Origin of the sequence: Streptomyces sp. NPDC006207, assembly GCF_040613835.1 — a bacterium.
Classification (GTDB): Bacteria; Actinomycetota; Actinomycetes; order Streptomycetales; family Streptomycetaceae; genus Actinacidiphila.
This window is the reverse complement of sequence record NZ_JBEXSX010000038.1, coordinates 40,613-61,843: the sequence shown is the minus strand read 5'-3', so window position 1 is coordinate 61,843 and position 21,231 is coordinate 40,613. Positions and strand designations below refer to the sequence as shown.

Below are 21,231 nucleotides of genomic sequence, written 5' to 3'. Positions count from 1 at the left end.
GATGAGCAGGAATGGCCGCCCGGGCCGATCGTGAGAAGACTGGTGCGGTGGCCGTACGAGGCCGCACCTCCGGGCGTCGCCGAGGCCGTCCGGTGCCGTGACAGCCTGGATAGGAACCGGATCATGAGTCTTGAGGTTGCGGTCGTCCGCGAGGCGGACGACGAGATGGTCGAGGCGTTCACCCGCCTGCTGCCCCAACTGTCCCGCAGCGCCGCGCCGCTGACCCACGAGACGCTCCGACGGCTCCTGGCCGCAGAGGCGAACACGGTGCTGGTGGCGCGGGTCGACGGCCGTGTCGTCGGGACGCTCACGCTGGTCCTGTTTCCCCTCCCGACCGGGATGCGGGCCTGGATCGAGGACGTGGTGGTCGATGAGGCCGCCCGCGGTTACGGCGTCGGGGCCGCCCTCACCGAGGAGGCGGTGCGCCTGGCCGACGCGGCGGGAGCCCGCACGGTGGATCTCACCTCGCGCCCCTCTCGGCAGGCGGCGAACCGGCTGTACGAGCGGCTCGGCTTCGAGGTACGGGACTCCCGCGTCTTCCGCTACGCCCTGCAGCAGTAGTCACGGCGGTTTCCCGTATGCCGTCGGGAACCGTACGGTCCCGGCGTACGTCGTACCCGCCATGATCAAAGAACCCGGACGACGCCTGCCCGGCGCCACGTTGCTCGTCCTCCCGCTCGCCGCGCTGCTGCTGTCGTGCTCTGCCCCATCGGACACCGGCACGGACCGGGCAGCCGGCGGCACCCCCGCGCCGGCGGCCGCTTCGGCGTCCGCGTCCGCGTCTGCTTCGGACGCCGAGCCGGCGGGACCGGTGGAGAAGGTACGCGACGCCTTCGCCACCTTGCAGGCCACCTACCACTCCGGCTGCACCGCCACCACGTCCCGGGGCGAGTGCGAGTACTTCCTGACCCGGGTGCACGACGAACTCGTCGAACTCGACGCCGCGATGAAGGCCGATCCCCAAGGCCCCGGCCACTTCCGCGAGCCCCTCGCCTGGATGACGGATCTGCGCGACCTCCTCGGCGCGGACACCTCCTTCGAGAACCTCAAGGCGCACCAGGACGAACTCGTGGCGACGCGCGACCGGATCAACCGCTGGATGCAGGGCCACCCCGAGGACTACCGCTGAGCCGCTGTTCGGACAGCGGAAGAGTGCTGAGGCGGTCAACGCCGAAAACGACGAGGCCCACCGGGCCCAGACCGTACGTGCCGCGACGTCCTCAGCCCCCTGGCCGCCGCCGGCGGCCGTCCGCCTGAGAACTCGGTGGCGTTCCGGGGTGGGGGTCGGGAAGGCTTGCGCGCATGGTTTCGGTCTTGCAGAACGTGGCGATTGACTGCGCGGATGCCTACGAGTTGGCCCGGTTCTGGAGCGGGGTGACCGGGCGTCCGCTGCATCCCGAGGACAAGCCGGGTGACCGCGAGACTCAGGTGATGCTCGCGGAGGGCCCGGTGCTGTACTTCAACCAGGTGCCCGAGCCCAAGAAGGTCAAGAACCGGATCCATCTGTGTCTGCGCCCTGAGACCTCGCGCGAGCAGGAGGTGGAACGGCTGCTGGGCCTCGGTGCCAACATGGTCGCCGATCTCCGGAATCCCGACGGCGCCGGCTGGGCGGTCCTTGCCGACCCTGAGGGCAACGAATTCTGCGTCCTGCGCAGCGACTCCGACCGAGCCGCGATGCGAACGTCCGCCTCGTAGCGGACGGCGAGGAACCGCTGCTGTACGCCTCAGCCCCGGTGGCCGGCCTGCGGCGCCGGGGTCAGGGCGGCGTCCAGGAGGACCTCGGCTGTGGCCCGGGCCGCGGCGGCGGCGCCGGGGTCGCCGTCCATGCGGACCGAGACCGCGCACCCGTCGTAGAGCAGGTGCAGACGGCGGCCGAGGGTCTCCGGGTCGGGAACGCCGGCTTGCCGGGCGAGGTCGGTGAACAGGCTCCGTACCCATGCCCGGTAGTCGTTGGAGGCCTGTTCGGTGCTGCTGCCCGGCTCGGCCTCCGCGCTCGCCGCGATGAACGCGCAGCCGCGGTAGCTGGGGCCCTTGAAGGATTCCGACAGCGCGTCGAAGACGCCGAGCAGCCGGTCGCGGGGGTTCTCGAAGCGCTCGAGGGCGGCCAGGAGGCGGGCGGAGGTGGCGGCGTGCCGGGACTTCAGGTACGCGTGGACCAGCTCGTCCTTGCTGCCGAACGTGTTGTAGAGGGAGGCCTTGGCCACCCCGGCGCGTTCGATGATCCGGTCGATCCCGACGCTCTGCACACCCTCGGCGTAGAAGAGCTCGTTGGCGGCGGACAGCAGACGCTCGCGTGCCGGAGCCTTGACCTCGGCGCGCGCGTCGTGCGCCCTGGTGCTGTCGGCAACCATCGCAGCCTCCCTGCTGGTTCGTGCCATCGTCCGGGCCTCGAGGCTCACTTTAGGCAATCACGGGTCGCGAACGGCTGCTGCGCCGTTCCGTCAGCAGACCGAGCAGGGCCAGCAGTGCCAGGACGATGACGGCCGCGCCGTACTCGCGGGCGGTGGCGAGCAGGCCACCGGCGTGGACGACGAGGTAGCCGGCGATCACCGACGGCACTCCCATCCCCAGATAGGACACCACGTAGAGCAGGGACAGCACTCCGGAACGTTCGTGGGCGGCCGTCAGCGGGATCACGGTGCGGATGCCGCCCTGGAAGCCGCTGCCGAAGCCGATGCCGGCGATGGCCGAACCGGTGAAGAACAGGGCGGGCGAGCCGTTCTGCACCGAGACCAGGGTGAGGCCGACGCCGACGACGAGGCTGATGATTCCGCCAACCATGACGCCGCGGGCGGGTGCCGTACGCAGGACGAGGGTGGCGGCCGCGGCCACCCCGGCCAGGACGAACAGGGCCAGTCCGCCGTAGACGGCCGACGTGGAATGGGTCAGGGTCCGCACGAGCGCCGGGCCCAGGGAGGCGTAGAAGCCCGCGAGGGCCCAGACCGCGAACAGGACCGGGGCGGCGTTGAGCACCGCGCGCCGCACGGTCCTCGGGAGCTTCACGTCCGGGACCAGGGTGGCGAGCGCGCCCGGGGTGGGTGTGAGGGTCTCCCGCATCAGGACGACGCCCAGTGCCTGCACGGCCATCACGACGAGCAGGGCCAGGTAGACCAGGTGTGTCGGCGCGGGAAGGTACTGCACGAGGAACGCCGACGCCAAAGAGCCGGTGGCGGTGCCGAGACCGGGGGCGAAGGAGTTGGCGACGGTCCCGCGGCGGCGGTCGATGTCCAGCATCCCGGCCCCGATCGCGCCCAGCGCGGCACCGGTGGACAGTCCCTGGACCACCCGGCCGACCATCAGTTCCGGCACGCCGTGGGCCGTCGCGAACACCACCATCGCGGCCGCCTGTGCGGCGAGGGCCGCGAGCAGGACCGGGCGGCGGCCCAGGTGGTCCGACAGCCGTCCCAGGGTGAGCAGCGAGACCAGGACCGCGATCGCGTACACGCCGAACACCAGCGTGGTGGTCACCGGGCTGAAGCCCCACTCCGCCTGGTAGACCGCGTAGAGCGGGGTGGGGGCGCTTGAGCCCGCCAGGAACGACACGACGATCGACGCCAGGAGGTAGAAGGCCGCGCGCTGAGGCAGTACGCCGCCTGCGACGCGCCCTCTCCGCTTGGGCGCTGCCGAGGTGAGCGGGGCCGGGCCCCCTGTCTCCGCGCCGACCGGGCCGGCATCGGCCGCCGGCGTGGTGACCACGTTGCCGCGGTCCCGCGAGGTGGGCTGCTCGGGCATGCCACCGTCCCCATCTTGAGTAGACCGGTCTGTTCATTTTCCCTAGACAGATCTGTCTAACGCTGGCGTGATGCGTTTCCATCCCGCCACGCCGACCGGATCGTCGGCCGCCCGCGGGCCGCCCCGTGGAGGCCCGCCTCCAGGCGCGCCGGATCGGGCCGTGCGCGCGGGGGCACGCGAGGCGGAGCGCCGACCGTCGCCGGGCCGTGGTGCGCGGCGCGACATGCCGAACGGTATTGTCCGGGGAAGCTGAATATCTGTGCTCGCGAAGTGAGAAATTAGCGCGACGCGCGATGAGGTTTCTCACACGCCAGGGCGGCGCCCGGTTATTAACCGTGCACAGCCGATCGCGCCATGCTACTCTCGAATAAGTTGCAGTTGTGGTTCCCAAAATTCCGGTTCATTTGCTGGCGGGGCAATCATCGCGGCGACGCGGGGTCCGTACAGTACGGATTCCGGGCACTGCCCCAAAGGAGATGCACCACATGGCTACTGGCACCGTGAAGTGGTTCAACGCGGAAAAGGGTTTCGGCTTCATCGAGCAGGACGGTGGCGGCGCTGACGTGTTCGCCCACTACTCGAACATCGCCGCCCAGGGCTTCCGCGAGCTGCAGGAGGGCCAGAAGGTGAGCTTCGACATCGCGCAGGGCCAGAAGGGCCCCACGGCCGAGAACATCGTTCCCGCCTGACGCCGAGCGCACGCATCGCAGCTGGGGCCCGCACCTTGGGTGCGGGCCCCAGCTTGCTGCACATCAGGACGCACCCTGCCCTGGTGACGCCGTGACGACCTCACTGGTCCCACGATTTTGAGGGTGCCGCGATCCCGCCGGCAACGGACGTTCCCGTCAGGCTCCGGATGCACATCCGTCAGAGCTCCCCGACGCCCGTAACCCCGGTCTTTCGGACGCGGACCAGATCACCCCACCCGTTCGGCGCCTCGGCCCGCGGACTTCTCCCGCCGGCTGAATTCGCCATCGCATTTGCTTGGCCCATTCTTGCGATTCTCCGTCCTGCTCATCGCAGCGGAATCCCTTGATGCGGCCGCTTCAAGGAAGGTTCTGCATGAGCCGTACACGTACGAACGACCGTTTCACCGACCCGAGCCGTTCCGGGGGCCGACGCCGTCGCCCCGCCGCACCGCAGGGGGAGTTCGCCCTGCCGGACACGGCGACTCCGGCACTGCCCGCCGCCGGTGCGTTCGCCGATCTCGACATGCCCCGGCCGCTGCTGGCCGCGCTCACCGCCGAAGGCGTGACCGTGCCGTTCCCGATCCAGGCGGCGACCTTGCCCAATTCCCTCGCCGGCCGTGACGTGCTGGGCCGCGGGCGGACCGGGTCCGGCAAGACCCTCGCCTTCGGCCTCGCGCTGCTGGCCCGCACCGCCGGACAGCGCGCCGAACCCCGGCAGCCACTGGCCCTGGTGCTCGTACCCACCCGGGAGTTGGCCCAGCAGGTCACCGACGCGCTTGCCCCCTACGCCCGTTCGATGAGGCTTCGGCTGGCCACCGCGGTCGGCGGGATGCCGATCGGCCGTCAGGCCGGCGCGCTGCGCAACGGGTCGGAGGTCCTCGTCGCCACGCCGGGCCGGCTGAGGGACCTCGTCGAGCGCGGCGACTGCCGCCTGGACCGGGTCGCCGTCACCGTCCTGGACGAGGCCGACCAGATGGCCGACATGGGCTTCATGCCGCAGGTCACAGCGCTGCTGGACCAGGTGCACCCCGAGGGGCAGCGCATGCTGTTCTCGGCCACCTTGGACCGCAACGTCGACCGGCTGGTCCGCCGCTACCTGCACGACCCGGTGGTCCACTCCGTGGATCCCTCCGCGGGCGCGGTCAGCACGATGGAGCACCACGTGCTGCACGTGCACGCCGCCGACAAGCACCAGGCGACGACCGAGATCGCGGCGCGGGAGGGTCAGGTGATCATGTTCCTGGACACCAAGCACGCCGTCGACAGGCTGACCGAGCACCTGCTCAGAAGCGGCGTCCGCGCCGCCGCGCTGCACGGCGGCAAGTCGCAGCCGCAGCGCACCCGGACCCTGGCCCAGTTCAAGACGGGACACGTGACCGTACTGGTGGCGACCAACGTCGCCGCACGCGGGATCCACGTCGACAACCTCGACCTGGTCGTCAACGTGGACCCGCCCAACGACCACAAGGACTACCTCCACAGGGGTGGCCGCACGGCCCGCGCCGGCCGGTCCGGCATCGTGGTCACGCTGGTCACGCCCAACCAGCGCCGCGACATGGCCCGTCTCATGCAGCACGCCGGAATCCGCCCGCACACCACCGAGGTCCACCCGTCCGGGGACGACCTGATCCGCATCACCGGCGCGCAGACCCCCTCGGGCATCCCGGTCGTCATCACCGCACCGGCTGCCGAACGCAGGGACGGCACCCCCACCTCCCGCGGGGGGCGCAGCCGTGCCACCGCTCAGGACCGCCGCACCGGCCGGGCGGCACGCCGCACGGCCCAGCGGCGGCCCGCCTACGACGCGGTGGCCTAGTCCGTGTCGTCACGCCGCCCATCCACTTCTCCAGGAGGCACTTCTTGACCCTGGCACACGCCTTGCCACGCCCTGCGGAATCCGCCCACGGAACGGTGGCCGACGCCATGGACGTGCCCGGACCGCAGGTCTGGGACGACATGACCGTCGAGGTGGCCCTGTCGGTCATGGCCAGCGCCCGTACCGGGCATCTGGTCGTCTGTGACGAGGACGGCCGGTGCACGAGTCTGGTCACCCATGCCCAGCTCACCGCCGTCCGTGACGGCTACGGCTACACCGATCGGGTCCGCCTGCGGGAGGTCGCCGGTAACGGCGGGCCGTTCGCCTCGCCGATGACCAAGATGACCGAGGCACAGCACATCATGCGCCACCGGCAGCTCGCGGCCGTGCCTGTCGTCGACGAGCACGGCTGCGCCGTGGGTGTTCTCACGCGCTCACGCTGACCCGTCGCCCACCGGTCCCATCGCTTCCCACTCTTCCTGCGAGGCACCATGCGCTGCGTCATCGCCCGTTTCGCGTTCGACCTGTCCAAGACCGGGGTGGTGGCGTCGATGAAAGGCATCAGGCCCGAGCCGGTCACCGGTGAGTCCGTGATCATCGGCCGCCGCCACTACCCCGTCATGCAAGTGGGCGAGGTCATCACCCGGCAGGACCGCCGTGACTTCACCGCCGGCGAGGTCCTCCGGGCCATGACGCGCCTCGGCTTCACCTGCCGCGCCCTCCCTGCCACAGCACCGGCGCCCGGGCTCACCCCGCTCCAGGAAGCGTCGGCCCTGCTCGGCGTCCCCACCGCCGGGTAGCCGGGAGAGGGACGACGCCCTGGCCCGACCATGGCGGCATGAGGGCTCGGCCGGCGCATGCCGGCCGAGCCCTCATCGCGTGGGGCGCCCGGTGCGGCTTCCCGTGGTCTGCCGTCCGTGGACGGCAAGCGGCACTCCCCGGCCGTCCCCGTACTCACGCGCCGACAGGTCGACGTTCGGCATGGAACCGACCTCTATCTCACCCGCCGGGAGTGCCGCCGGCCGTCGTTCGGGCGCTGCCCCTGCCGGCCCACGGAGCGGGACCATGCCTGGCATGGCCGGATCCGTATATCTTCGACCAAGACACACCACAACCATTGCGAGGAAACAAGAGGTCGGCGCGGACCAGGGCCGTCAGCAGGCTTAGCAGTTCCTTCGGGGCCCTGGTGGCGGGACGGCGTCAAGGCCCCTCCACATGTTCCACAAAGAGGTGCAATGACGGCAGCTGACTCCTTCGGCCGGATCGATGACGACGACTACCCCGCCTACACCATGGGCCGGGCCGCCGAGATGCTCGGAACCACCCCGGGCTTCCTCCGTGCCATCGGCGAGGCCCGCCTGATCACCCCGCTCCGCTCCGAAGGCGGACATCGGCGCTACTCCCGGTACCAGCTGCGCATCGCGGCCCGAGCCCGTGAACTCGTCGACCAGGGCACCCCCGTCGATGCCGCCTGCCGCATCGTCATCCTCGAGGACCAGCTCGCAGAAGCCCAGCGGATCAACGCCGAATACCGCCGCGCCGCCGGATCGACGGATCCCACGGGCGCAGCCTGAGACGGGCTGGACCCCGCGGAGGGTCCGCCGGTTCCTCACCCAGGACCTGCGAGGGGGTCAGCTGGGGGGCGTACCGAGGGCGCCTCGGCCTGGGCGGCGTCGGCAAGGGCCTCGGCAGCCGCTTCTGCGGCCCGCGCGGCGTCGGCGGCGGCCTGGGCGGCCTTGTCGTCCGAGGACTTCTCCCGCGTGGCCGGCGACTGCGGCAGCACTTCGCTGAATGCGCGGGACACACCCTCCAGTGCGGAGGTGACCTCGCTGGGGATCACCCAGAACGTGCTGCCCGCGCCTTGCGCGAGCTGGGGCAGCATCTGCATGTACTGGTACGCGAGCAGCTTGGGGTCGGGGTCGTTGCGGTGCACGGCCTGGAACACCTCGTCGATGGCCCGTGACTGGCCCTCGGCCTTGAGGATCTCAGCCGTGCGGTTGCCCTCCGCGCGCAGGACGGCGGCCTGCTTGTCGCCTTCGGCAGTCAGTATCTGCGACTGACGTTGTCCTTCGGCCCCGAGAATCACGGCACGCTTGTCCCGCTCGGCCCGCATCTGCTTCTCCATCGCGTCCTTGATGGACTGCGGCGGGTCGATGGCCTTGATCTCCACCCGGTTGACCCTCAGCCCCCATTTGCCGGTGGCCTCGTCCAGCACACCGCGGAGCTGGCTGTTGATGGTGTCGCGCGAGGTGAGGACCTTCTCCAGGTCCATGGACCCGACGACGTTGCGCAAGGTGGTGACGGTGAGCTGCTCGACCGCCTGGAGGTAGTTGGCGATCTCATAGGCGGCCGCCCGAGGGTCGGTGACCTGGAAGTACAGGACGGTGTCGATCTCCACGACCAGGTTGTCCTCGGTGATCACCGGTTGCGGTCGGAAGGAGACGACCTGTTCTCGCAGGTCGATCACCGGATAGACACGGTCGATGTAAGGGATGACGACGTTGAGCCCGGGCTTCAGGGTGCGGTGGTAACGGCCGAGCCGTTCGACATTGCGAGCACGTGCCTGGGGGACGATGCGCACCGCCCGCAGGACGGTGAAGACGACGAAGAGCGCGACGACCACTCCGGCGACGAGGAGCCCCGATTCCATGGTTCACTCCTGGGGGTAGACGAGTGCGGTGGCGCCGCTGATCTCGATGACGTCGACGGTCGTTCCGGGAGGGATCACCAGCGTTTCGTCATAGGCCCGGGCCGTCCATTCCTCGCCGCCTATGCGGACCCTGCCGCCCATGCCCGTGACCTCCGAGACGACATAGGCGCTCCTGCCGACCAGCGCCTCTACGCCGAACCGCTCCGCCTGGGGCCGGCGCACGTGGCGCAGCACGACGGGACGGATGAACAGGACGGTGCTCGCAGCAACGACGGTGAACACCACGAACTGCAAGGGCAGCGGGAGCCCGACTGCCGCGGATCCCGCCGCGACCAGCGCAGCCCCACCCAGCAGCCCCAGCGCGGCAGTGAGCGTGAAGAGCTCCGCCACGGCCAGCCCTGCCGCGGCGATGAGCCAGATCAGCCACGGGTCCATGCCCCTCCTGCCGCGTGCAGTAGGTGAATGGCCGGCCGACGCGCCCCCTCGGTCGGCGACCAAGTTCCCCCTTAGGTGACCTACCCGTACGAAATGCCGGAAATCAAAGCTTCAGCCGGAATGAGGGGAAACGCCGAGGCGGGCGAGCAGCGCACGCCGTCGCAGCCACCCCATGCCCTGGACGTGTGGAGTGGCGCGCCGCTGTTCGTCACGGACGGCGTCGACGATCAGCACCTCATGGCCGCGCCCGACCGAGCGGCTCGCCGGGCGCCCCACGGCCACCCGCCAAGCCGGGCGCCGGCGCGAGAGGATTCCCGCATGCCGCACATGACAGCCGAAGAGGCCGCCGACTGCCTCGGCATCGCCGACGAGCACCTCTCCGCGTTCGTCGCCATCGTGGACGCACTGCGCACCCCCGACGCCCGGCGGGCCGAGATCGAGCGGCTGCGCGCCGAACTCGAAGCCGTTGACGAGGTGCTCCGCGAGGCGGGGATCGACCATCCGACCGGCGCCCTGGGCGTCCACGACCTGCACAGCATGCGCGACATCGCCCGCGAGGACGCCGACGAGGACGCCCGGGCGGCACGAATCGTCGCCGCCCTCAGACGCACGAGGAACAGCCTGCCCGCGGAAGTCCTCGCCGCCCTCGACGAGTACGACGCGGCTTCGACGTGACGGGCGAGAATTGCGTGGCGCACAGGGGCAGACGCAGTGCCGAGGACCTCGTCGTCCACGTGCACGTGGGAGCCGCCGCTGTCCCAAGGCGGGGCATCACGGTCGTCACCCGGTGCTCCGCTCCTCCAGCCTGCCCCTCCGTCCGGTCGACCGCACCCTGTGAGGCAGCTCCGCGCCGATGACGCGGGGCGCGGGCCTCAGCCGGGCCCGCGCCGACCGGTCGGCGTCACCCGCGCCCCAGCCCGCCAGGGGTGCGTGACATGCCGTGCTCCTGGGCGCGAGCGCCACCGGGACGCGTTGTTGCCGCAGCGAGCGCGAGGACCAGGCCGATCGCTCCGACGATCACGTTGTTCGTGATGGTGCGCCACGTACTGACATCTCCCGCGATGCACCAGGGCGAGATGATCGTCCACAGGGCGATGACCGCCGCAGCCCAGGCCTTGGAGTGGGTGCGCTCGAAGCCTCGCCCCGCCCCGCCCATGAGCAGGGCGTACGCGATACCGGCGATGAGGTTGTTGACGGCGATCGTCGACAGCGCATTGAAGCCCAACAGCGCGTTGAAACCCGCGATCCACGGTGACGTGGCCAGATAGACGCCGGTGAGCAGACCCATGGCCCTGATGGCCTGACCGCGATGGGTCGCGGTCGCACGCTCGTAATCGGCGCGAAGTTCCAGCAGATCGGGGTGCTGCTCGATGCCGGGTTGTGTGCGCGACATACGGACCATCTCCCGCCATTTTGGTCATTCCACATATCCCCCTTACCCGGACCCATACATTCGATTCCGGTCGTTTCCGACCAGGTACGACGCGGAGATCCAGCCGCCGGCAGGGCGGGGGCGCGGTCGGCGGGGGCCCGGAACGTCCGGGGGCGTCGGCGGCGGTGACGTGGCAGACCTCGGCGACGCACACGCCCGAGGGCGATGAATGCTTTCAATGACAGTGCTGACGGTCCGGGCGAAACGATCGGGATCCGCGGACGGCCCGCCCGCACCACCGAGCGGGTGGGTCAGTCCTGGCGCGTGTGAGGTCCGTCCATGCCGCCGAGGACACTCGCGGAGGCGAGCAGGCGCTCGCGCAGCCAGAGGTGCGCCGGGTCGCTGGTGTGACGGGGGTGCCAGTACATCCTCTCGTGGATGTCGGGCAGGGCGACGGGCGGGGGCAGGAAGCGGATGTCGGCTGTCGCGGCGGCGAGTTGGCGTGCCGCCCGCTCAAGGACCAGGCTGGCCAGGGACGTACCCCGGATCAAGAAGGGGACGAGGAGGAAACTCTCCACCGTGAACTCGATCCGGCGTGGCGTGCCGAGCCGGGCGAGGTGCTGGTCGGCCAGGTTGAGTTGCCGGTCCGGCCCGATGCTGTACACGAGGTGCGGAAGACGGAGATATTCGTCGATCGTTATTCGCTGCGTCGAGCCGGCCGGGTTCGCGGCGTCGACGGCGCACAGCCATTGGTCGCCGAACAACGGATACGACGGGAATCCGGTGTCGCCCATCAACTCTTTCGGTTCGATGATCAGCTCGGCAACATCGGAGTCGAGCAATTTCCGCGGATCTCTCGATCGGGGAAGGACGTGGATCGTCACGCCGGGGGCCTCGGCGGCCACCGCTTGAACGAAGGGGCTCAGCAATACCAGCGTCGCGTAGTCGGACGCGCTGATGGAGAAGCTCCGTACGTCCGTGGCCGGGTCGAATTCGGAACGCTGCGCCATGGTCCGCTCGACCAGGTCGAGGATCTCCCGTACGGGTCGCACCAGCCGCTCGGCCTCTGCCGTGAGGGCGAGTTCCCTGCCCTGCCGCACCAGGAGCGGGTCACCGAACAGTTTCCTGAGACGGGCGAGCGACGAGTTGGTCGCGGGCTGACTGAGGCCCAGACGCCGCCCCGCGCGGCTGACGTTGCGCTCGGCCAGCAGGGCGTCCAGAGCCACGAGCAGATTCAGATCGACGTTCCGCAGGTTCATCTTCCCTGACCAGTCCATATATTCGCGGCGCAAATACCGCGAATTCAACATATGCATTTGACGGTTGTGTTGCGCAGATCATAGCGTCCCGGTCCAGCGGTGCGGCCCGGACGGCCGAAACTGCGTCAGGTTTCCCCTCCTGGGCGGTGGCACCCGCGCCGTCGCCGGTTTGGAGAGATCGGATGATGGAATCAGGAAATACCGGCAACGGCCCGTACGGGAAAGACACCGTGCGGCTCGACGCCGCGTCGCGGCCGACGGAAAGGACGGCGGATGCCGATGTGTTCCGCTCCGCAATGCGCCGGGTGGTCGGCGGATTGGCCGTGGTGACCACCCGTCATGACGGCCGCGCCTGGGGAATGACCGTCAGCGCGTTCGCCTCGGTCTGTCTGGAGCCGCCGACGGTGCTGGTGTGCGTCAACGAGCGCACGGTCACCGCTGCGGACATCCACCGCGAGAGCCGTTTCGCCGTCAACCTGCTCAGCGTGGACCAAGTCCCCGTGTCACAGCTGTGCTCACGCCAGGGAACCGTGAAGTTCGTCGACGACCACGTCGTCGCGGGCAGCGAACTGCCGGCCGAGGTGAATTCGCCGGTGCTGCGGGATTCGCTGGTGACCTTCGACTGCGAGACGACCGAGGCACGGCCCGTGGGCAGCCACCTCGTCGTCATAGGCAACGTGCGGGCCGTCGTCGCGCCCGACCTCCGCTCCCCCCTGCTGTTCGGGCAGGGACGCTACCAGCGCGGCGTGGACATGGAGGCGGTACCGGCGATGACGGAGGCGGTGGCATGACGCCGGCCGGTCCGGCGGCCCGCCTGTACGAGGCCGCCACCTTCCACCGTCACACGAACGACAGCACCACGGGAGACACGCCATGAGGACCGGCAAGGAATACCTGGAGTCGCTGCGCGACGGCCGCAAGGTCTACGTCGGGGGCGAACTCGTCGAGGACGTCACCACCCACCCCAAGACCCGCGGGTACGCCCAGGCGATCGCCGAGTACTACGACCTGCACCTGGACCCCGAGCACCAGGAGACCACCACCTTCATCGACGGGAACGGCAAGCGCCAGTCGATGCACTGGTTCCTGCCGCGGTCGAAGGAGGACGCCGTCCGCCGCCGCAAGTACGCCGAGTTCCTGTTCCGGCACTTCAAGGGCGGCATCTTCACCCGCCCGCCGGCCGGTATGAACGTCGTCATGTTCACCCAGGTCGACGACCAGCAGCCGTGGGCCGAGAACTCCCGCTTCACCGGCCCCCGCCGCGACCTTTCGGGCAACATCCAGCGCCAGTGGGAAGAGGTCACCTCCAAGGACCTCGCGATCTCGCCGATGTTCGTCGACGTGCAGTTCGACCGCGGCCGCGACGACGCGCTGGCCGAGACCCCCATGCTGCGCATCATGGAGGAGAACGACGAGGGCATCGTCGTCCGGGGCTGGAAGGCCATCGGCACCTCGCTCCCCTTCGTCAACAACCTCCTGATCGGCAACCTGTGGCGGCCCGGCCAGACGCCCGAGCAGACCATCTACGCGATGGTGCCGCTGGCCACTGAGGGCGTGACCGTGGTGGCTCGGGAATCGCGGGCCCAGCCCGACGCCGACCCCTACGACCGTCCGCTGGCGACCATCGGTGACGAGCTCGACGGGATGGTCTACTTCGACGACGTGCTGATCCCCTGGCCGCAGGTCCAGCACATCGGCAACCCCGACCACGCCAAGTGGTACCCGCAGCGGCAGTTCGACTGGGTGCACCTGGAGACCCAGATCCGGCAGTGCACGCACGCCGAACTCATGGTCGGCCTCGCACTGCTCATCACCCAGGCCCTGGGCACCAGCCGCCAGCCCGTGGTGCAGTCGCAGCTCGCCGAACTGATCCGGTTCCGCGAGACCTGCCGCGCGTTCATGCTCGCGGCCGAGGAGACCGGTTTTGAGACCCCGGGCGGGCTGTACAAGCCGAACAACGTCTACATCGACTTCGGCCGGGCCCACTACCTCGAGAACCAGCACGACATGGTCAACAAGCTGATCGACTTCTGCGGCCGCGGCGTGGTCATCCAGCCGACCAAGCGCGAGCTGGACGACCCCTACATCGGCCCCAAGCTGGAGGAGGCGCTGCGTGGTGCCGAGATCAGCGCCCGGGACCGGATCAAGATCTTCCGGCAGATCAGCGAGCGCTTCCTCACCGAGTGGGGCACCCGCCACGAGATGTTCGAGAAGTTCAACGGCACGCCGCTCTACCTGATCAACATGCTCACCATGCAGCGCACCGAGTACCAGGTCGACGGGCCGCTCACCCAGCTCGCCCGCGACGTCCTCGGCTTCGGCGACACCTCCGAGCTGGGCCGGCGGGCGCAGGAGGCGGAGAAGGCCTCGCACTACGCCGGCGTGCGCTTCCAGCCCGGGTACGCCCGTGGCCAGGACGTCCACGAGGGCTACATCGGCCCTCGGCCGGAGGAGGCGGCCGACCGGCCGTGACGACACCTCCCCTGGTCGTCCTGCGGCCCGGGGCCCTCGGGTCCCGGGCCGCAGGACGGTCCCGACGGCGGGTGGTGTCCCCGCCGTTCCCGGCGTCCGTCATCCCACCGCCAGCAGATGGGCGGGGGCGATGCGTGACTGGGCAGCGCGGACCGGGAGGGCCAGCGCGGCGCAGACGAGGACCACGGCGGCCAGGGTGGCGAGGAGCGCCGCCCCGCCGACGGCCGGAAGCCGCCCGTCCAGGGTGCCCCAGCCGATCGCGAGGACCGTCCCGAGCCCGGTGACCGCACCGGTGAGGCCGCCCAGGAGGGCGAGCAGGGCACCTTCGTGGTAGCTGAGCAGGGCGAGTTCACGGGTCGTCCAGCCGGTGGCGCGCAGGACGGCGAGGTCCGCGGCCCGTTCGCGCATGGACAGCACCAGGACGTCCACGGCGCCGGCGGCTCCCAGGAGCAGCGACAGGGCGACGCTCAGGTAGTCCGCGGTACGGGCCTGTGCGACGACGGCGTTGCCCAGCAGTGAGCCGGCCGCCTCGCCGCGGAAGCCCAGGGTGAGGGCGAGCAGGACGGTGAAGGCCGCCACCGCCAGGGCCAGTCCCGCCGCGCCGAGCGCGGTGCGGCCGCGTACCCGCAGCAGGTTGCGTACGGCGAGTCCGAGGACCGAACGTACCGGCGCCGCGCGGCCGGTGGCGGTCACCGGGGGCGTGATCGCGTCCAGGGGCCTGAGCCGGGTGGCGCGCCAGGCCGGGAACAGCCCGGCGGTGACCGCGAGCAGCAGCGAAACGGGCAGCACGAGAGCCGCCTTGGTCCCCGCGTCGGGCAGCTTCAGCAGCAGGCCCAGGACGTAGGCGAGCACGGCGCCCACGGCGCCCGCGCCGAGGCCGATGGCCACGAGTTCGCCGAGGATGAGCCGGAGGATCTCCGGCGGGCTCCAGCCCAGGCAGCGCAGGGTGCCGATCTCGGTGCGGCGTGACCGCACGGAGGCCAGGGCGGCCTGGGCGAGGAAGAGCGCACAGACGACGAGGACCAGTACGAACAGCACGGCGCTCTTGGCGTCGACGGCCTTGAGGATGCGCAGGGCCACGCCCTTGGCGGTCCAGTTCTCGACGACGTCGACGCCGGGCAGCGCGATGGTCTGCGGCGCCGGTGAGCTGCCGATGGTGATGTCCACCTGGAGACCGGGGTACGCGGTGCGGATGCGGCCCGCGACCGCGTTGACCCGGGCCTGTGAGGCGGGGTCGACTCCGGTGACGCCGGCGACCCGGATGCGGATGGCGCTGATGGGCGCCTTGTCCTGCGCGGTCGGCTGCCGGCGGCTCTTGGTGAGGACGGGGAGCGCGTCCAGGGAGGTGAGCATGGTGGGCGGTGCGGCGAGGTAGCCGCCGAGATTGCGGTCCGGACGCAGCGGCCGGTTGTGCAGCGCCGTCCGCCCGGCCTCGTCGGCGCCGGTGACCTGGGGCGAGCGGTAGGTCTCCAGCGGTACCTCGGACAGCGAGGAGAAGCCGGGCAGCTCGGTGGCGTCGTAGCGGCCGACCGGGGTCAGGTACGGGATCGGGGTCCTGCCGTAGTCCTCGTGCGCGCACGTGCGGGTGCCCCAGCAAGAGGTTCCGGGGTGGCTGACGACCTCGCGGAACTGGGTGCCGGTGTTCTCCTCGGGCACGAACTCGACGAACTGGCGGTCGGCGTTGGTGCGCCACACCTCCGGGGACTGGTCGGCGCGGGCGCGCGGGGCCAGGCCCGCCCCGGCGCGGCGGTAGTCGACGGGGCCGACCGTCCAGTAGCTGTCGACCTGCGGGGCGAAGAGGGACTTCCCGGGAAAGCCCCGCTCCAGGTCGGCGCTGACGCGTCCCACCGGCGTGCCGCGAAGGTCGTCGACGAAGTCGTGGGCGGCGGGGCTGCCGAGCTTCGCGCGCAGGGCCGCGGGGTCGCCCGCGTCCAGCCGTTCCACCGTGGCGTTCACCCTCCCGGAGGTGAGGGTCTGGTCGCTGAGCACGGCAGGGATCGTCCAGTAGGGCTCGTTCGACCAGCCCTCCTTGCTGCCCCAGACGGGCTTGTCCCGGTCGGTGAGCATGCGGCCGGAGGTGATGGCGCGTCCGAGGCCGACCAACCGGTCCTCGGCGGCGGGGTCCACCGCCGACAGGAGCACCGGATAGGAGACCGGGATCTCGGCGACCGCCTTGTCCCGCCCCGACCGGCAGGTGAGCCAGGTGTTCATGTCGGGGTCGAACGGCGACGCCTCGCGGCGGTCCTCACGGATGAGATTGGGCTGGAGGGGCCCGAATCCGCCGTCGTCGGTGTGCTCGATGTGGACGTCGGTCTTGTTGTAGTTGTAGTACCAGCACACCGGATAGGTCCGATGGTCCGCGTGCTCCTCCAGCAGCCCTGGGAACGTGGAGTCGGAGAAGGTCTTGGACGGCTCGATCGGATTGCGGCTCAGATACACGTACTGGTCGGCGGTCCGGTAGCGGCCCAGTCCCGCGGTCAGGGTCGGCTTGATCCGCAGTAGCTGGGCGGGCGCCGTGCCGTCCAGGAAGGACGACACGTCGACCTTCAGCGTTCCCGGCACCATCAGGTAGCCGACGTTGGCGACCGGCGCGGCGACCTCGACCCCGGGGATCTTCTTGATCCGGTCGTACTGGCCGAGGCCGATGCCGCCGAAGATCCCGGACAGGAAGTTCGCCTCGACCAGTCCGTCGCCGCGCTCGACCGCGGTCCGGCTCGCGTGGGGGCGCACCAGGACGTCGTACGCGGAGCGGGCGTTCTCCCGGACGGTCTCGGTCGTCCGCGCCTGACTGGTGGTCACCGTCGAGGTGAGCAGGGTGAAGCTGGTCGCGGCCACGAGGATGCCGGCGGCCAGTGCCAGCGCGCGGGCCCGATGACGCCGCAACTGGGACCAGATCATGGCGATCACGGGCGGAGCCCTCCGAGCCGGTCGAGGACGTCGGCGGCCGGCGTCACGCGTTCGTCGGCCACGATCCGTCCGTCGCGCAGGCGCACGATCCGGTCGCAGCTCGCGGCCACCTCCACGTCGTGCGTCGCGACGAGCAGCGTCATCCCGTACTGCTCGGTCAGCGAGAGCAGCAGGTCGACGATCTCCCGGCCGGTCGCGCTGTCCAGGTTGCCGGTCGGTTCGTCCGCGAGCAGCAGGCCGGGCCGGTTGATCAGCGCCCGGGCGACCGCCACGCGCTGCTGCTGACCGCCCGACAGCTCCGAGGGCAAGGCCCCCGCCCGCTGCGCCAGGCCCACGGCCTCCAGGAGTTCCATGGCGCGGGCCCGCCGGTCGAAGTCCACCCGGCGGGGCAGCACCGGCGCCAGGACGTTGTCCAGCACCGTCAGCGCGGGCAGGAGGTGGAAGCGCTGGAAGACGAAGCCGATCCGACGGCGATGGGCGTCGAGTCCGCCCGGTGTCAGCGCGGTGCCGTCGACCTCCACCGTGCCGGAATCGGGCAGGTCCATGCCACCGACCAGGTGCAGCACGGTCGACTTGCCGGCGCCGGACGGGCCGGTGAGGGCGACGGATTCGCCGTCCCCGATCTCCAGTTCGACGCCGTCCAGCGCCACGACTCCCGGGTGCCGGCGGGACACGTCCCGCAGGGTCACGCTCATGCTTCCGACCACCCCTCATGCATTGCGGCAATGCAGGGGTACATTGTCACAATACAGAGGGGACGCAAAATGCCGCTGCACCACGCAGTGCTCGCGCTGCTGTCCGAGGGACCGAGCCACGGCTACGAGCTCAAGAGCCGTTTCGAGGACGCCATCGGCCCGCAGTGGGGCGGCCTCAACATCGGGCACCTGTACCAGATCCTGGACCGCCTGGTGCGTGACGGCCACGTCACCCGGTCCCAAGTGGCACAGAGCGACCGCCCCGACAAGACGCGCTACACCCTCACCGCGCAGGGCCAGGACGAGTTGCACTCCTGGGCGACCACGGCATGGGTCCGCACGGGCGGATTCCGCGACGAGTTGTTCCTCAAGCTGTTCGGAGCCGCCTCACTGGGCTCCGACGCCGTGCACGCCCTGGTGGAGACCCAGCGCCAGACCTACCTCTCCGAACTCGCCGGTCTCACCCGCCTGCGGCGCGGCCACACCGACGACCCTCTGGTGGCACTCCTCATCGACGCCGCCATCGCCCACACCAAGGCGGACCTGGAACTCGTGGAGAGCGCCGTCCAGCGGCTCGCGCCGCTCACGCGGCCCCGTGTCCCGTCTCGAGGGGCGGCGGAGGAACCGGAAGCCCGCGAGCGCAGGGCGACGTAGGGCGAGCCCCGCGCCGTCGCAGTCCTGCCGGGATCATCGCGGACGCGGCGGCGTTCAGCGCGCGGTCACCCAGTCCGGCGTCCAGGTCCCGGCGGCGTCGTGGCCGGCCGCGGCGGCGGCGAGGTGGGCGCGGAGGGTGGCCAGCGCCGGGTGGGGGTTGTCGCGGTGCCACAGGAGCGAGTGCGGGTAGACGGGTGTCGGGTCGGTCACCGGGATGCGGCGCAGGCCGTGGCCCGCCGGCCAGACGAGGCTGGTGTTCCCGCCCATGAAGGTGGCCAGGGCCGGGGTGTCGGCGACGGTGTCGAGGAGCGCGTCGGAACCGAAGTTCGGGCCGGTCGCCTCGATGGTGAGGCCGAACTCGGCGACGAGGTCGTCGTAGTAGGCGGCCCACTCGGTACCCGGCACGATGCCTGGCATCCAGATCCGGTGCCCGGCGAGCTGGGCGACCGTCACCGCCCGGGCGCTCGCCAGCGCGTGGGCGGGGCCGGTGAGGAGCTCGAGCGGTTCGTCGAGCACCCGGACGGACTCGATGTCCTCGGGAAGGGGCCGGCCGGGCGCGGCGACGGCGCGGAAGGACGCGTCGATCTCACCGGACCGGATGGCGGCGACGGCCGTGCCGATGTCGAACAGCATCACCACGTCGAGCTCGATCTCGGGGTGCGCGCGGTGGAAGCCGCGCATCAGGCCCGACGCCGCGCCACGCGAGGCGATGATGTCGACGCGCAGCGGACGGCGGCCGGTGCGCACCGACGCGACCGCGCGCTCGGCGACGCGCAGCAGCTCGCGCGCGTGGGGCAGGAACGCCTGCCCGTCGATGGTGAGCTCGGCGCCGCGCGCCGTGCGGGTGAACAGCCGCACGCCGAGGCTGCGCTCCAGCGCGGCGATGCGCTTGGAGACGGCCTGCTGGGTGACCGCCAGCTCGCCGGCGGCCTCCTGGAACCGCCCCGCGTCGGCGGCGGCGACGAAGGTCCGGACGGTGTCGATGTCCATGTCGGCACCCTACGGCCACAACCGTTGGTTGTGGCCGACGGCTCTGCGGTTGTTTGATCCCAGGCCGCGGGTCTCGCTTTGATGATTCCGATCGCGGATCGGTTGTGCAGGGTGAGTGGCGAGGGGCGTCGGGCATGGGGAGCGGGCACCGGCTGGGACGGCGGTTCGGGTGGCTGTGGGCAGCGTACGGGACCAGCGCGCTCGGCACGTGGCTGGCCTTCGGCGCGTTCCCGCTGATCGCCATCCAGGTGCTGCACGCCGGACCGGCCGAGGTCGCCGCGCTCGCCTCCGTGGGGTCCGCGGTGGGCGCGGCCGTGGCGGTGCCCCTCGGCCCGTGGGTGGAGTTCCGCCGCAAGCGGCACGTGCTGATCGCGATGGACCTGGTGCGGTTCGCGGCGCTGCTGACGATCCCCGCCGCGTTCGCGCTCGACGTCCTCACCTTCCTCCAGCTCCTGCTGGTCTCGGTCGCCGTCGCGGCGGCCGACATCACCTTCCGCGCCGCCTCCGGCGCCTACGTGAAGACCCTGCTGCCGGCCGAGGACCTGCTCGTCGCCAACGCCCGCTTCGAGTCCACGGCATGGACGACCACGATCATCGGACCACCGCTGGGGGGCGCGGCGATCGGGCTCCTCGGCCCGGTGGCGACGGTGGTGGCCGACGCGGCCAGCTACCTGCTCTCGGCCCTGGGCATCCGCGCGACGGGCGGGCACGAGCCGCGGCTCGAGCGCCGGCAGGCCACGCGCATGCGGACCCGGGACCTGCTCGACGGCTGGCGGTACGTCCTCGCCGACCGGGCGCTTCGTCCGCTGTTCTTCAACACCGCCCTGTTCAACGGCCTGGTGATGGCCGTCCAGCCGTTGCTCGCCGTCCTGATGCTCGGCAGGCTCGGGTTCACAGCATGGGAGTACGGCCTCGCCTTCGCGGCGCCGTCGATCGGCGGGCTGCTCGGTTCGCGGCTGGCCCGGCCGTTCGTCACCCGGTTCGGACAGCGCCAGGTCCTGGTCGTCACGGGGGCGCTGCGCGCGCTCTGGCCCGTCGGCCTGGCCTTCCTGGGGCCGGGCACCGGAGGTCTGCTGCTGGTGATGGGGGTCGAGCTGGGGCTCATCTTCTGCTGCGGGATCTTCAACCCCGTCCACGCCACCTACCGCCTCGAGCGCACCCCGGCCGACCGGGTCGCCCGCACGCTGTCCGCGTGGGCGGTGACGACCAAGGCCTCGACCGCGCTCCTGACGGCCGTCTGGGGCGTGCTGGGAGGTCTGCTCGGGGCACGTACGGCCATCGGCCTGGCCGGCGTGCTCCTGCTGGCGACCCCGCTGCTGCTCCCCCGCCGCGCGGCAGCGCACCCGCGAGAGCCGGAGCCGGAGCCGGCGTCGAGCCGCCCCTGACGGGGTGCGCCGTCCCGACCGGCATCCCGCACACGGTGATCGTTTCTGACGGTACGTCAGTGTGTCGTACACGGGTGCTTGTTGTGGACATGATCCATAGAGCACACTGGCGTCGATTCGCACAAAGAATCGAATCGCGGTGACGTGATCACCGCGGTCGCGTCCGACCGCCCGG

22 protein-coding genes are annotated in these 21,231 nt (G+C 70.8%); 13 read left to right on the top strand and 9 right to left on the bottom strand.

Annotation, left to right across the window (positions count from 1 at the left end):
• The first annotated feature begins 42 nt into the window (after nucleotides 1-42).
• The 3 genes from ABZ312_RS27515 to ABZ312_RS27505 all read left to right on the top strand — a co-directional run bounded on the left by ABZ312_RS27515 (nucleotide 43) and on the right by ABZ312_RS27505 (nucleotide 1,695).
• Nucleotides 43-561 carry a GNAT family N-acetyltransferase gene (locus tag ABZ312_RS27515; protein WP_499516318.1) on the top strand — a complete coding sequence of 173 codons (519 nt, stop codon included), beginning with the start codon at nucleotides 43-45 and terminating at the stop codon, nucleotides 559-561.
• A gap of 61 nt (nucleotides 562-622) precedes the next feature.
• Nucleotides 623-1,129 (top strand): hypothetical protein, encoded by a 507-nt coding sequence (locus ABZ312_RS27510; protein ID WP_500329259.1) that lies wholly within the window; start codon nucleotides 623-625, stop codon nucleotides 1,127-1,129.
• A gap of 173 nt (nucleotides 1,130-1,302) precedes the next feature.
• Nucleotides 1,303-1,695 (top strand): VOC family protein, encoded by a 393-nt coding sequence (locus tag ABZ312_RS27505; RefSeq protein ID WP_500329258.1) that lies wholly within the window; start codon nucleotides 1,303-1,305, stop codon nucleotides 1,693-1,695.
• Nucleotides 1,696-1,724: 29 nt separating this feature from the next.
• Here the strand turns inward: ABZ312_RS27505 and ABZ312_RS27500 are convergent, their stop codons facing one another.
• Together ABZ312_RS27500 and ABZ312_RS27495 are read right to left on the bottom strand one after the other, a co-directional pair.
• Complete coding sequence (locus ABZ312_RS27500; protein WP_500329257.1) at nucleotides 1,725-2,351, bottom strand: TetR/AcrR family transcriptional regulator; 627 nt, start codon at nucleotides 2,349-2,351, stop codon at nucleotides 1,725-1,727.
• 49 nt (nucleotides 2,352-2,400) lie between these two features.
• Nucleotides 2,401-3,732, bottom strand: a complete 1,332-nt coding sequence (locus ABZ312_RS27495) for an MFS transporter (RefSeq protein ID WP_500438962.1) — start codon at nucleotides 3,730-3,732, stop codon at nucleotides 2,401-2,403.
• A gap of 485 nt (nucleotides 3,733-4,217) precedes the next feature.
• Here ABZ312_RS27495 and ABZ312_RS27490 point away from each other — a divergent pair, with 485 nt between their 5' ends.
• From ABZ312_RS27490 to ABZ312_RS27470, 5 genes are all read left to right on the top strand, one after another.
• Nucleotides 4,218-4,421, top strand: a complete 204-nt coding sequence (locus ABZ312_RS27490; RefSeq protein WP_030224351.1) for a cold-shock protein — start codon at nucleotides 4,218-4,220, stop codon at nucleotides 4,419-4,421.
• A 373-nt stretch (nucleotides 4,422-4,794) separates the two neighbouring features.
• Nucleotides 4,795-6,237 carry a DEAD/DEAH box helicase gene (locus ABZ312_RS27485; protein ID WP_500357520.1) on the top strand — a complete coding sequence of 481 codons (1,443 nt, stop codon included), beginning with the start codon at nucleotides 4,795-4,797 and terminating at the stop codon, nucleotides 6,235-6,237.
• A 44-nt stretch (nucleotides 6,238-6,281) separates the two neighbouring features.
• Complete coding sequence (locus tag ABZ312_RS27480) at nucleotides 6,282-6,680, top strand: CBS domain-containing protein (RefSeq protein WP_500329254.1); 399 nt, start codon at nucleotides 6,282-6,284, stop codon at nucleotides 6,678-6,680.
• A gap of 48 nt (nucleotides 6,681-6,728) precedes the next feature.
• Entirely contained in the window at nucleotides 6,729-7,037 is a 309-nt protein-coding gene (locus ABZ312_RS27475) for an SCO5918 family protein (protein ID WP_500329253.1), read from the top strand.
• Nucleotides 7,038-7,472: 435 nt separating this feature from the next.
• Nucleotides 7,473-7,811, top strand: coding sequence for a helix-turn-helix domain-containing protein (locus ABZ312_RS27470; protein WP_500329252.1), 339 nt, complete (start codon nucleotides 7,473-7,475; stop codon nucleotides 7,809-7,811).
• A 35-nt stretch (nucleotides 7,812-7,846) separates the two neighbouring features.
• Here the strand turns inward: ABZ312_RS27470 and ABZ312_RS27465 are convergent, their stop codons facing one another.
• Nucleotides 7,847-8,887 (bottom strand): SPFH domain-containing protein, encoded by a 1,041-nt coding sequence (locus tag ABZ312_RS27465; protein WP_500438961.1) that lies wholly within the window; start codon nucleotides 8,885-8,887, stop codon nucleotides 7,847-7,849.
• A 3-nt stretch (nucleotides 8,888-8,890) separates the two neighbouring features.
• Complete coding sequence (locus ABZ312_RS27460; protein WP_500329250.1) at nucleotides 8,891-9,322, bottom strand: NfeD family protein; 432 nt, start codon at nucleotides 9,320-9,322, stop codon at nucleotides 8,891-8,893.
• Between the two features lie 318 nt (nucleotides 9,323-9,640).
• Between ABZ312_RS27460 and ABZ312_RS27455 the strand changes: the two genes are divergently transcribed.
• The gene (locus ABZ312_RS27455; protein ID WP_500329249.1) at nucleotides 9,641-9,997 is read left to right on the top strand and encodes a hypothetical protein; all 357 of its coding nucleotides are present in this window, start codon (nucleotides 9,641-9,643) and stop codon (nucleotides 9,995-9,997) included.
• A gap of 226 nt (nucleotides 9,998-10,223) precedes the next feature.
• Here the strand turns inward: ABZ312_RS27455 and ABZ312_RS27450 are convergent, their stop codons facing one another.
• Both ABZ312_RS27450 and ABZ312_RS27445 read right to left on the bottom strand, forming a co-directional pair.
• On the bottom strand, nucleotides 10,224-10,715 hold the full coding sequence (locus ABZ312_RS27450; protein ID WP_500329248.1) for an SPW repeat protein: 492 nt from the start codon (nucleotides 10,713-10,715) through the stop codon (nucleotides 10,224-10,226).
• 290 nt (nucleotides 10,716-11,005) lie between these two features.
• Entirely contained in the window at nucleotides 11,006-12,004 is a 999-nt protein-coding gene (locus ABZ312_RS27445; RefSeq protein WP_500438960.1) for a LysR family transcriptional regulator, read from the bottom strand.
• A gap of 179 nt (nucleotides 12,005-12,183) precedes the next feature.
• Between ABZ312_RS27445 and ABZ312_RS27440 the strand changes: the two genes are divergently transcribed.
• Entirely contained in the window at nucleotides 12,184-12,744 is a 561-nt protein-coding gene (locus tag ABZ312_RS27440) for a flavin reductase family protein (RefSeq protein ID WP_500438959.1), read from the top strand.
• Nucleotides 12,745-12,826: 82 nt separating this feature from the next.
• Nucleotides 12,827-14,425 (top strand): 4-hydroxyphenylacetate 3-hydroxylase family protein, encoded by a 1,599-nt coding sequence (locus tag ABZ312_RS27435; RefSeq protein ID WP_500329245.1) that lies wholly within the window; start codon nucleotides 12,827-12,829, stop codon nucleotides 14,423-14,425.
• Between the two features lie 99 nt (nucleotides 14,426-14,524).
• Here the strand turns inward: ABZ312_RS27435 and ABZ312_RS27430 are convergent, their stop codons facing one another.
• Together ABZ312_RS27430 and ABZ312_RS27425 are read right to left on the bottom strand one after the other, a co-directional pair.
• Nucleotides 14,525-17,323 (bottom strand): ABC transporter permease, encoded by a 2,799-nt coding sequence (locus ABZ312_RS27430; protein ID WP_500438972.1) that lies wholly within the window; start codon nucleotides 17,321-17,323, stop codon nucleotides 14,525-14,527.
• A gap of 5 nt (nucleotides 17,324-17,328) precedes the next feature.
• Entirely contained in the window at nucleotides 17,329-18,027 is a 699-nt protein-coding gene (locus tag ABZ312_RS27425; RefSeq protein WP_500438958.1) for an ABC transporter ATP-binding protein, read from the bottom strand.
• A 69-nt stretch (nucleotides 18,028-18,096) separates the two neighbouring features.
• Between ABZ312_RS27425 and ABZ312_RS27420 the strand changes: the two genes are divergently transcribed.
• Nucleotides 18,097-18,681, top strand: a complete 585-nt coding sequence (locus ABZ312_RS27420) for a PadR family transcriptional regulator (protein ID WP_500357522.1) — start codon at nucleotides 18,097-18,099, stop codon at nucleotides 18,679-18,681.
• A gap of 54 nt (nucleotides 18,682-18,735) precedes the next feature.
• Here the strand turns inward: ABZ312_RS27420 and ABZ312_RS27415 are convergent, their stop codons facing one another.
• Nucleotides 18,736-19,671 carry a LysR family transcriptional regulator gene (locus ABZ312_RS27415; protein WP_500329242.1) on the bottom strand — a complete coding sequence of 312 codons (936 nt, stop codon included), beginning with the start codon at nucleotides 19,669-19,671 and terminating at the stop codon, nucleotides 18,736-18,738.
• A 134-nt stretch (nucleotides 19,672-19,805) separates the two neighbouring features.
• Here ABZ312_RS27415 and ABZ312_RS27410 point away from each other — a divergent pair, with 134 nt between their 5' ends.
• Entirely contained in the window at nucleotides 19,806-21,056 is a 1,251-nt protein-coding gene (locus tag ABZ312_RS27410; RefSeq protein ID WP_500357526.1) for an MFS transporter, read from the top strand.
• Nucleotides 21,057-21,231 lie beyond the last annotated feature (175 nt).